The following is a 10,635-nucleotide window of genomic DNA, read 5'->3' as shown; positions in this document are numbered from 1 at the left end:
TCGGTTGAGCTTCCTCTCCTACTGCCTTTGTAGTCGGTTGAGCTTCCTCTCCTACTGCCTGTGTAGTCGGTTGAGCTTCCTCTCCTAATGCCTGTGTAGTCGGTTGAACTTCCTCTCCTACTGCTAGTGTCGTAACTTGAGGGTCTTCCTCTCCTACTGCCTGTGTAGTCGGTTGAGCTTGTGTAGTAAATCGAGGATCTTCCTCACCCAATGCTAGAGTTGTTGGTCCTTCCTCTCCTATTGCCTGTGTAGTAAATCGAGGGTCTTCCTCTCCGTATGCCCGTGTAGTTGGTTGAGGTTCTTCCTCTCCTAGTGCCTGTGTAGTTGGTTGAGCTTGTGTAGTAAATCGAGGATCTTCCTCTCCGTATGCCCGTGTAGTCGGTTGAGGTTCTTCCTCTCCTAGTGCCTGTGTAGTAACTTGAGGGTTTTCCTCTCCCAATGCTAGTGTCGTAGGTTCCTCTTCTCCTACTGCCAATGTCGTCGGTCGAGGGCTTGACTCGCCAGGCTTGAGGAACTCAGCAGCGTGAACCGTAATACCATTGATTCGGGCAGAAACAATTACCGCATCTGCACCATTGGTAGGTTTAAAGTCAACACAAGCCGTGATTGGCGTCAGTCTTGGAAGACTAATACCTGACGGTTTATCAGCATCAAAACTGAATTCTAGGACAGAATCATCTGGATTGGGGTCTGCTGAGTTGTCTAACCGGGGATTTGTCCAGCCAGAAGTGGCAGCAAGCCCATCTGCTTGAATACTGAGTACAAGGGGAGACTCACTTACCTTAATTACAGAAACTTGCGAAACACGGAAAACTTTCATCCTGCTACCTATTTTATCCAGATATATCTAAAAATTATTGATCATGAGTCATAAGTAACCTTATATCGTTTGATGCAAAGTACATTTGACTCAAGTATCCATAGGAATTTATATCCTTTTTGTTTCTAAATAAGATGAGGCGTTATAAAAATTTAAGCATTATACTCAAATCTTGCGATCGCTCTTTTCCACTACTTGTCTGGAGCCGTCCCCTCACAACCTGCATCCCATAACCTCGGCATAATCTAGCTTTGAAGCACTTGTGTCAGGCAGTCAGGGGTGAAGGTTGTTTGCCCAAAGCGATTCGGTGTAGGGTAGGGTTAAATGTGAATTACACTCTTTCCCCCGTTCCCGATTCCCTGTTCCCGATTCCCTGTTTCCGATTCCCGATTCCCGATTCCCGATTCCCGATTCCCGATTCCCGATTCCCTCTTAAAACCGATACTTGCGAATCTGCTGTTGAGAATCTTTACTTACTAGCGCCCAGATTCCGATTGGTAAAGCATTCCCTTGAGCATCCACCTTAATTTCCATCACAATTGGTGGTGGTGATATCGGTAGGTTAGAGTTCTCTTGCCTAGCACTATTTAATTCTTCATTAATTTGTTCCCGTTGGTCTTCTGGCATATAATAAGTTTCCAATCCGTATTCAATCGAGCCATATTTAGCAACACCTTTGAGGGGAATCTGATTAGCTGGTAGTCGGGAAGGGAATTTGGCACTTAAGGCTACTGGTTTCCAGGCTATTGGTAGTTCAGTGGAGTTGGATGAGTCTGGTGCTTCTAAAATTACGTAAAAACGGGTACCAGGCTTGATAAAGGTTACCTTGTTGCCATTAGGTTGTTGCTTAGGTAATTTTTGCCAGCCAGGAAGATTGCGTAAGTTGTCCTGATTAGAGATATCGTATCTTAGAGTTTGGGAATAGCCTCGCAAAAGTTCGTAAGGGTCTACTGGCGCTGTCTGGAGAATGACAGTAATGCCAGTTAGTGTAGTGTAAATTGCCTGGGTGGGAACAGTAATAATTAGTGCGGTTTGAAATAAAAGAGGTACCCAGAATCGCCAGCTTGGTATAGGACGGGAATACTCAGAATTAATGCTCATAAGTCATAATTTATAATTCATAAATCATAATTCAGACTTCAAATAGCGCTCAAACCATAGTCCAGCACCAATAATACCTAGCCCACAGAGGAATAAGACTATGGATTTGACTAATAAACCAGTATCGTACTCCAGCATCCGGGTCAAAATTTGCAGCGTCAGTAGCACCATGCCACCCCAGAATAAACCTCGTTTCCCCTCTGCTAGTCCGGCGCGGATTAAACCGATGACGATTAGGAATAAAAGCAGATTGAAGATGAATACGGCTAATATGGGTAGAATACCAATACTGAGATGCCAATAGGGAACTAGGGCGCTGATCACAATCATAGTAGCCACAACCTTAGTTGTTGAGTCCACTCGACGCAACAGTTTTATCCACGCCCAGATCGTTAAGCTACCTAAAATGACACTATCAATCACCGCAGGTTCCAAGAGTATTGAGGTGACGTCAACTAGGGGTTTGACTGATGGTGAACTATCCCATAACACGTGGAAAGACAAAAAATAAAATGATAGGCTGAGGAAAGTGATCCCAAGGGTGCGGGCTGTGCAATTAAATTCCTGGAGGTTGGGCTGAATTGTTCCCAGGAAATCCCCGTATGACCATAACAAGGCTGGTGGTAGGGCGCATGCGATCGCAGCAATCCAACCGGGATAAGGCCATAGCTCGAAGTTGATCAAGTTCCATTCCAGGCCAGCAACTACTGCGATCGCACTTAAGCGAAACATCCATCGTGAACGGCACCAGTAAGCCAGGGGAATAAACAGTAAACCCGCAAACACTGGCATATGTTGTATGATTAGCCTTAGCCAAGACAACTCTGTGATTGCTAGAAATTCTGGCTGGGAGATTCCTCGCACATACCCTAACCCAATCAAGACCATTGCCAGCATCCCTAATCGGGTCAAGCGTAGGCTATAAGCCATGGCTAAGACTCCTAATCCCCAAATCAGGTATAACTGATAGAGTGGTCCACTGTGGTGGAACATTTGGGACATCAGTGCTATATTGGCTCCTAAAGTCAGGGCTCCTAAAAGTAATAAACCCTGTCCCAAACGGCAATGCCTACCTTGGGTTGGGTCTCGCCATAGATAAAAGCCAGCAATGTTGATCCCGAAGAAGACACTCAGAAGCAAGGTCACTTTCAACCACCGAGACCAGGCTTGCCAGTTGGCTGCCACAAAGGTGATCATGCCCAAGCCTAAGAGAAGACTGCCTAGTACTAGCAAAATTACGACGAATCGATTACGGGCCGCTACTTCCAGGTCACTAAATTGATAGCGTTCCGCTAATTGAGCGTATAGGCCAGCATCAATCAACCCTTCTGTTTGCCATTGTTGTGCTTCAAGACGTAACTGGTGACGAAATTTATCGGAAGGCATCACAACCTATTTTTTAGAGCTTAAGACTTTCATCTGGGAATATACAATGTTAGAATCACTAACCGACTGAATGTTTGATTATGTCCATGATATGGTGTAAACATTCTGTAATAATTAGATTAGAGTAAGTAAAAAACTGTTAACTAGAATCGGAGCTAATGGTAAACCAGAGGTCAACGTGTGGGTCGTAGTAGCTCCGAACATGTGGTATATAGGAGTTTTGATTTTACTGCATCCGTCTGTTCAGTTGAGGTTGGTAAGGTACGTCAGAAGATTGTCTAGACGTGGTAAGTGTTCGTCGCTCAAATTTCTCCTTATCCACCCTAGTGACTGGTGTCAACAATTTTTTCCTTTTTTTTTGTTATAGCCCGGAGGTATCTCTAAATGTCTATTCGTCTGTACATAGGTAACTTACCTAAAGAAGAAGTAAACCGTGATGAGCTGCAAGCTATTTTTGCTGAAGCCGGTGACAACTTTAGCACAAAAGTGATTAAAGATCGTAAAACTGGTAAATGTCGGGGCTTTGGCTTCGTCACAGTGTCAACGGATGAGGAGGCTGATCAATTCATTGAAAAGTTCAATGGTCTTATGTTCAAGGATACTGCCTTGAAAATTGAAAAAGCCCTGCCACGATCTAAGAATCAAGAGAAAGAACCATCTAAGGAGAAAGAAAAACCCAATCAGGCATCAACCTCATCTACCAGCAACAATCCTCCCCCTCGCCGTAACAACAACAAGAATAAGTCTAATAAGCGTAAGCATCAACAGACTACATCTGACCCCGGTGGAATTCAACCCGATCCCCGTTGGGCTAATGAATTGGCAAAGCTGAAAGAAATGTTATCGGCTCAAACTACTAACTCTTAAATTGGGATACATCTAACTGATTTCGATTAGCAATTCTGGCAAGATTAGCCCTACGCCATACCCGTCAGGGAGGCGTGGGCTTATTATAATTTCTCAATAAAAGATCTAATCACCAAGCGCCTGGGTTTGAGCAGTCTGCTAATAGTACTGCTGATAATACTACTTCAATAGATCGATATATCTGACTCATTCTGCCAGACAGAGAGTCTTTTATTTTTTTTGGGTCATGATCAGTGCCAAATCCCTATAGGTTTATGGTGATTTAAAAGGGAGATCAAGTAATTTTGCATCGTCTGTTACCGGATGGATTTACAATTGTCAGTTGTGAACTAAAACTTAAGTTTTAACCACTAACAACCACTAACCACTAACCACTAACGTTGTTATGAGTGCAGAAATTGACCCCATTAAGCTAATGAAACAGGAAGTTGGCAAAGCAGCTGCCAAGCGGGTGCAGTCGGGAATGATTGTGGGGCTAGGCACTGGTTCAACGACTGCCTATGCAATTGAGTTTTTAGGCGATCGCTTAAACTCTGGAGAGATTAAGGATATTGTAGGCATCCCCACCTCTTTCCAGGCAGAAGTCTTGGCGAAACAGTACGGTATTCCTTTGACTACCCTTGATGCGGTGGATCACATTGATGTAGCGATTGATGGTGCTGACGAAGTTGATCCCCAGAAAAATTTGATTAAGGGGGGTGGGGCTGCCCACACCCGTGAGAAAATTGTAGATTCCCTGGCCAAACAATTTATCGTAGTGGTGGATAGCACTAAAATAGTTGAAAACTTGGGGTCTACCTTCCTATTGCCTGTAGAAGTTATCCCGATGGCAATCACACCAGTTATGAATGCCATTCAAAAGCTAGGGGGTAAACCGGAACTGCGCATGGGGGTCAAAAAAGCTGGACCAGTGATTACGGATCAGGGAAATATGGTCGTTGATGTCAAATTTGAGGCCATTGATAACCCAGCTGAGCTAGAGAAAACTATCAATAATATTCCTGGTGTTCTGGAAAATGGTTTATTTGTTGGGGTTACCGATCTGGTTCTAGTTGGAGAAGTTAAGGATGGTCAGACCGTGATCCGGGAAATTTAACCCGTCCAAGGCTACTGGTTAAAAGTGCCGTGGGATTATTGCTTGATAGAAATACTCTTGATAGAAATACTCAGATATTTCTGCCAAGCCAAGGCAATTAACTGTATCTCCCACGGCTTGACTCATTTTTGGATGTTGCTTAATAATAGAAGGATTGTAAGAGTTTTGTGGAATAGGCATCTTGCCTGTTCGGCGATCTTTTGGGGCGGGCAGGATGCCCACTCTACTCCTATTGATTCAAAGATTCAGCAACGCCAATTTTTTAGCTATTTGAGCTAGAGAGTCGTTGATTAGACTTTGTCGAGCTTAGCCACCAGCGGCAAAGGTGAGCATAATAACTGCTGAAAGCAACATACCAGGACTTAGTAACAGAACTAACATCAAAAAATCATGGGATTCCATAATCGTAAACTCTCCTAACTGCTTCTTTACTACCCTAACCTGGGAGAAATGCTAATCCCGGAAAATCAAGAATTTATCAAGAATTCGTAAGCGGTCAGCGGTCAGCGGTCAGCGGTCAGCGGTCAGCGGTCAGCGGTCAGCTTCAAAAAAACCTCGTTCGCGTGTGGCACAGGCTTTGGCCTTGGCCTTTTGGCCTTTTGGCCACGCTACGCGAACGGCCACGCTACGCGAATGGCCACGCTGTGCGAACGACGCTGGGATTTAACTCAGCATTAAACGAATGCTTACCTCTTTGATTCAAAAGCTGTTCGCGTAGCGTGCGCCTAGCGCATTAGCTTATAACTGATAAATAATAGTTGATAGCTTACCTTTACTTTTGCTTTATTACCGATTTCAGCTATTAGCTAAACTTGTTACTATTATAACTATAAAATTGTAAATATTTATTAAAAAAATATAAATTATCCTGATTTTTTTTATTTTATACTTGACAACAACCATAGCCAATGTTTATAATATAAACATACCAAAAAGAGCCGCGCTTTGCGGGTGTCAACGACAAGCGCGGCTCTTTCCCAAACCACAGTTTAGGTAATTCTATAATAATGCCAAAAAAACAATTCGTTCATCATCCCATCGATTATCACGAAGCGATGGAGCGTCTTGAACAGCTTCGACAACAGACGGAGCCGAGGGATGAAAATATCTATCCCTATCCGATCACGGAGCGATGCAGCGCGGTCTTGGGGGTTTCCCCCATGAGCGACTGCATCAAGAAGCGAGAGCAAATCTTGATTCTACTGTACAGTTACTGCCAATTGGGTATGACACCCCAACGGTTTTACCAAAAGTGGGACTTGACTCACGAAGATATAGCTTTGATCTGCTCTTGTTCCGTTCACACGGTTAATGGCTGGTTTTCCACCAGTCGTCGCTGTTACCCTCCCACTGCTGGTCACTTGCGCCATCTGGCGATTATGGATTTTTTGTTGGAGGATTTTGAGACTATTCCGAAGGAGTTATTGGAGCGACTGCATCAAGACAACGATTGTGCTTGAAGGAGGGCAGAATGTAGAATTTAGAATTTATAATTTAGAATGTATAATTCTACATTATAAAACGATTTTGGTTTGCGATTCTCCTAGGAGAATCGCACCTAATCAAACTGCTGCGATCGCCTTTGGCGCACCTCCAGGACATGCTCCCAACAAATCAGGTTATAATTCCTTGTAATTTAAGTTTGAAACCGGGAAGCACTGCTTCTCCAGATAACTCGTTGGGATTATCTATAACCTCAGTTTTTTGTCCTGACCGATAGATTTCAACCCGTCGATTCTGAGGGTCAATCAGCCAACCTAAGCGCAAGCCATTGTCAATGTATTCTTGCATTTTTGCTTGTAGCTCCTTGAGACTGTCAGACTTTGATCGCAACTCAATTACGAAATCAGGACAAACTTTAGGGAACGTTTGTTTTTGTTCCTCGGTGAGTGCATCCCAGCGGTGACGTGACACCCAAGAGCTATCAGGGGAACGATTCGAGCCACTGGGAAGTTCAAATCCGGTAGAAGAGTCAAATGCTTCTCCTTTTTCTGGGTTTTCCTCATACCAATTTCCTAATTGCCTGGTAATACTAAGATTTCTTTTACCGGTTTCCCATCCTGTTGGTGGATTCACAATCAATTTTCCTTGGGCAGTTCTTTCTAATCTCAGGTCTCGGTTAGCAGTGGCTAATTGTTCAAACTGTTGGTGATTTACTTTGAGGTCCAAAGATGGTGGAACTATTAGCTTCAGTAGGGGGTCTAGTTGACTTGACATAACCGTTAATCCTGGCAATTGAGATATAACGAGGGAGCAGAAGATAAAGAAGTCACTTCGGGTAATTACATTGGGATTTTGGGGAGTTTATATAAGTCGCGATCGCTTAATGGATAATTGAGTAAGGATAAAAAAGGTTGGGCAATCTGCGAACATTTATCTTTCTGTTAATTTTTGTCCTGATTCAAAAATTTTATCGGCGACATCCTGCCCAAGATTCTACATCATCCTCCGACCAAGGCAATGGTGGATTGCTGCTATAGTCAATAAAATAGTCGTAGCCTAACTGGTCATAAAGCTGATCCACCAATGTCTGTAATTGTACCATTGGTTCGGTATCCCCAGGAAGCAGGGGAAGCGGAAAAGAAGGAATGCGATCGCTTAAACTAAATGGATAGCACTAATTCACCTTAGGGGCAATCAATTCCTGACCCGCCTGATCAAGGGTGAGTCCCTTAACCGTTTCCTCTAAGGGAGCCTTGCCTCACACCAAATATCAGCTGATAGAGCTGATAAAGGTACCGAGTAAATTCCAGAATCTTTTCCCTAGCCAAGCAGATAAAACTCCACAGTAAATGGAGAAGCCTATGCTTAAAAGCATTATTGTATTCAAAGATATCTCTACATGCCAAAGCCATCGATAGATAGACATGATAGCGATGCCCGCCAGTAATCCGCCAGCCGCACCTGCTGCTGCCTGAGTTAATACTTGTATTGCAGTACGTTGAGTCGTTTCTGTTTCCATAACTAGAGGCTCCTCGTTAGTATTGTTTAAATCCTGCACGGGACACACAGCAGTGTGCCCCCAATCTCAATCTATTCAATTACTTCACCTTGGATGCAATCAATTCCTGATCCCCTTGATAAAGTGTTAGTCCCTTAACCGTTTCATCTGCTGACAAATTGAATTGAATCGTGATATCTGCAACCTGGGCCACGAATTTAGTCTCTGAAACAGGATAAAGGGTAAACGCTTCCTGCCCTGTGGCTTGGGCGAGTAGTTGTTGTTCCTCGACTCGAATAGCGATCTGCATATTAGGGAGTAACTGGTAGGTTCCCAAATAGCGGTTGTAAATTGCTGGGTCAAGCTCAACAATCTCAGGCTCACTGGATTCATTAACTGTGACAGTCTCAATATCAACAGTTAATTTTTCTAGTTGAGCCTGTACGTCTGAAGACATCTCGGCCTGGTAACGTCCGCCCAGGTGTTCAGCTAAAAACTTCTCTAATCCAGCTGTCATGGCCAGCGAGTTGATCTCCTTACGGAAACCATGGCCTTCATCGGGGGCAATCAAATATTCCACCGGTCGGCCTAAATCTCGCAATGCGGCCACAATTTGGTCCGATTCCGCTTGCTTAACCCGGGGATCCTTGGCTCCGTGAACCACCATCAGCGGGGCTTGAATTTGGTCGGCGGAAAACAGGGGTGACTGGGCTTCTAGACGGGTGCGATCGCTCGGATCATCCGGATCTCCCAGCCGCAGAGCAAACTTAGCCTTGATCGACTCCCAATAGGGGGGAATTGACTTGAGCAAGGTAATCAGATTCGATGGCCCCACCATAGATGCACCGGCAGCATAGATATCTGGTGTAAATGCCAAACCAGCTAGGGTGGCATAGCCTCCATAGGAGACACCAAAAATTCCCACCCGCTCGGGATCGGCAATCCCTGCATCAATCAGATACTGCACGCCATCCGTCAGGTCATGCTGCATCGCACCCGTGCCCCATTCGTTGTTACCGGCATTGAGAAAGGCTTTACCATAGCCAGTGGACCCTCGAAAGTTGGGTTGGAGAACGGCGTAACCGCGATTAGCCAGAAACTGGGTAAACGGATTGTACCCCCACATATCCCGTGCCCAAGGTCCACCGTGGGGCATGACAATCACCGGTAGGTTCACTGGGTCTACCCCCTGGGGCAGGGTCAGATAGGCTGGAATCTCTAGACCATCACGGGCTGTATAGCGGATCGGCTGCATGGTGGCCAAATGTTCCCTGGGCAGCTCTGGCCGATCATCGTAGAGTTTTTCCAGGGTTTGAGTACTACGATCAAATAGATAAGTAGACCCGGGATTCACATCGCTCCGGGTTCCAACCAACCCAAAGCGATCATCCAGGGTAAGGGATTGCAACACAATATCAACGTCGGGCAGCTGTTGTTTCAGAAATGCTAGATCAGCCGCTATCTTGTCGTTTTGAGGATAGATGCGGATGCGATCGCCAACATAAAAGGTAGCAATCAACTCATCAGTTGCTTCTGAAAACACTGCATCGCCAAAATCCACCTGGTTTTCAGGATCAACTTCCACGACCTGACTCTGTTGGCTTTCGAGATTAAGCAGCTTTAACTGGATTAAATTCCCATCCCGATTGCTGATCAGATACACCCGTTGGCCATCTTTATGAAAGCGAATGGGACGACAGGTTTCTTCAATTCGACAGGTGTAAACAGGTGTTAATCCATCTTTTTGCACCGCCAGAATCTCATGCCCCCCTTCCAGGGTTTGGCGATAGCCGATGCGCACATTACCGTCTAAATCCGTTGTCCAGAGGCCAATATTCTCGTCATTTTGAATCAGCAGCGTCCGCTCGCCTGTTGTCAAATCCAAACGATAGACATCATGAAACTGGGGATTGCGCTCGTTAAGACCGATAATGATGTGGTTGGGAGTCCGTTTAGGAACGCTATAGATCCTGGCCGTAATCCCCTCTACAGGGGTTAAATCGCGGGTTACCGGGCTAGTCTCACCTAAAGATTTAGCTTCAACCGCATAAATGTGAAAATTCTCATTGCCCCCTTTATCCTGGGCGTAGAGAATGTAACGACCATCGGCGCTCCAAAAGTAAAATATAATTGGGCTTTCAGCATCAGCCGTGACTGGACGAGCAGCTTCCATCGGTTCATCGATGCCCTTAACCCACACATTGATCACGCCGTCTAGAGGTTTTTGAAAGGCCAGAAACTTACCGTCGGGGGAAAGCTGGGCACCCGTAATCTCTGGATCGCCAAAGAATAGTTCTCGCTGAAGTAACGGTGCTACAGCGGTCTGACTTTCAGCAGCGCTAGCAGTTTTTGCCGTTAGGGGCAGCGGTGGATTGCCAAGGCTAAAACCCATCAAACTAATAGACATCATCAAACCTGCACCAA

11 protein-coding genes and 1 pseudogene are annotated in these 10,635 nt (G+C 45.1%); 4 read left to right on the top strand and 8 right to left on the bottom strand.

Features of this window, described 5'->3' with window-relative positions; translation table 11 throughout:
- Window positions 1-820: hypothetical protein (locus F6K37_RS22405; RefSeq protein ID WP_287252232.1), on the bottom strand; the 820-nt coding region annotated here is incomplete at its 3' end.
- A 251-nt stretch (window positions 821-1,071) separates the two neighbouring features.
- Between F6K37_RS22405 and F6K37_RS22400 the strand changes: the two genes are divergently transcribed.
- Entirely contained in the window at window positions 1,072-1,347 is a 276-nt protein-coding gene (locus F6K37_RS22400; RefSeq protein ID WP_287252230.1) for a hypothetical protein, read from the top strand.
- Here F6K37_RS22400 and F6K37_RS22395 read toward each other — a convergent pair.
- Window positions 1,253-1,921 carry a GDYXXLXY domain-containing protein gene (locus tag F6K37_RS22395; protein WP_008184416.1) on the bottom strand — a complete coding sequence of 223 codons (669 nt, stop codon included), beginning with the start codon at window positions 1,919-1,921 and terminating at the stop codon, window positions 1,253-1,255. The genes F6K37_RS22400 and F6K37_RS22395 overlap by 95 nt on opposite strands.
- A 24-nt stretch (window positions 1,922-1,945) precedes the next feature.
- Entirely contained in the window at window positions 1,946-3,307 is a 1,362-nt protein-coding gene (locus tag F6K37_RS22390; RefSeq protein WP_008184419.1) for a DUF2157 domain-containing protein, read from the bottom strand.
- Window positions 3,308-3,691: 384 nt separating this feature from the next.
- Between F6K37_RS22390 and F6K37_RS22385 the strand changes: the two genes are divergently transcribed.
- Together F6K37_RS22385 and rpiA are read left to right on the top strand one after the other, a co-directional pair.
- Complete coding sequence (locus tag F6K37_RS22385) at window positions 3,692-4,174, top strand: RNA recognition motif domain-containing protein (RefSeq protein ID WP_287252228.1); 483 nt, start codon at window positions 3,692-3,694, stop codon at window positions 4,172-4,174.
- A gap of 385 nt (window positions 4,175-4,559) precedes the next feature.
- On the top strand, window positions 4,560-5,270 hold the full coding sequence (gene rpiA, locus F6K37_RS22380) for a ribose-5-phosphate isomerase RpiA (protein ID WP_287252226.1): 711 nt from the start codon (window positions 4,560-4,562) through the stop codon (window positions 5,268-5,270).
- Window positions 5,271-5,288: 18 nt separating this feature from the next.
- Here the strand turns inward: rpiA and F6K37_RS22375 are convergent, their stop codons facing one another.
- Complete coding sequence (locus tag F6K37_RS22375) at window positions 5,289-5,450, bottom strand: hypothetical protein (RefSeq protein WP_287252224.1); 162 nt, start codon at window positions 5,448-5,450, stop codon at window positions 5,289-5,291.
- A gap of 827 nt (window positions 5,451-6,277) precedes the next feature.
- Between F6K37_RS22375 and F6K37_RS22370 the strand changes: the two genes are divergently transcribed.
- Entirely contained in the window at window positions 6,278-6,730 is a 453-nt protein-coding gene (locus tag F6K37_RS22370) for a hypothetical protein (protein ID WP_287252222.1), read from the top strand.
- Between the two features lie 154 nt (window positions 6,731-6,884).
- Here F6K37_RS22370 and F6K37_RS22365 read toward each other — a convergent pair whose 3' ends face one another.
- From F6K37_RS22365 to F6K37_RS22350, 4 genes and pseudogenes are all read right to left on the bottom strand, one after another.
- Entirely contained in the window at window positions 6,885-7,487 is a 603-nt protein-coding gene (locus tag F6K37_RS22365; RefSeq protein WP_287252220.1) for a Uma2 family endonuclease, read from the bottom strand.
- Window positions 7,488-7,680: 193 nt separating this feature from the next.
- Window positions 7,681-7,875 (bottom strand): annotated as a pseudogene (locus F6K37_RS22360) (DUF4058 family protein); the annotation flags it as partial.
- 108 nt (window positions 7,876-7,983) lie between these two features.
- Window positions 7,984-8,271, bottom strand: coding sequence for a hypothetical protein (locus tag F6K37_RS22355; RefSeq protein WP_287252218.1), 288 nt, complete (start codon window positions 8,269-8,271; stop codon window positions 7,984-7,986).
- A gap of 40 nt (window positions 8,272-8,311) precedes the next feature.
- The coding region (locus F6K37_RS22350) for an alpha/beta fold hydrolase (protein ID WP_287252216.1) at window positions 8,312-10,635 on the bottom strand (2,324 nt) is incomplete at its 5' end.

It is taken from the genome of Moorena sp. SIO4E2 (genome assembly GCF_010671945.1).
GTDB classification, from domain to species: Bacteria; Cyanobacteriota; Cyanobacteriia; order Cyanobacteriales; family Coleofasciculaceae; genus Moorena; species Moorena producens.
This window is presented reverse-complemented; position numbering and strand designations above follow the sequence as displayed.

What these genes read in the sequence shown, in the direction of transcription:
- F6K37_RS22395 (WP_008184416.1), bottom strand. Translation starts at nt 1,921, where the DNA reads ATGAGCATTAATTCTGAGTATTCCCGTCCTATACCAAGCTGGCGATTC.
- rpiA (WP_287252226.1), top strand. Translation starts at nt 4,560, where the DNA reads ATGAGTGCAGAAATTGACCCCATTAAGCTAATGAAACAGGAAGTTGGC.
- F6K37_RS22370 (WP_287252222.1), top strand. Translation starts at nt 6,278, where the DNA reads ATGCCAAAAAAACAATTCGTTCATCATCCCATCGATTATCACGAAGCG.
- F6K37_RS22385 (WP_287252228.1), top strand. Translation starts at nt 3,692, where the DNA reads ATGTCTATTCGTCTGTACATAGGTAACTTACCTAAAGAAGAAGTAAAC.
- F6K37_RS22390 (WP_008184419.1), bottom strand. Translation starts at nt 3,307, where the DNA reads ATGCCTTCCGATAAATTTCGTCACCAGTTACGTCTTGAAGCACAACAA.
- F6K37_RS22375 (WP_287252224.1), bottom strand. Translation starts at nt 5,450, where the DNA reads ATGCCTATTCCACAAAACTCTTACAATCCTTCTATTATTAAGCAACAT.
- F6K37_RS22365 (WP_287252220.1), bottom strand. Translation starts at nt 7,487, where the DNA reads ATGTCAAGTCAACTAGACCCCCTACTGAAGCTAATAGTTCCACCATCT.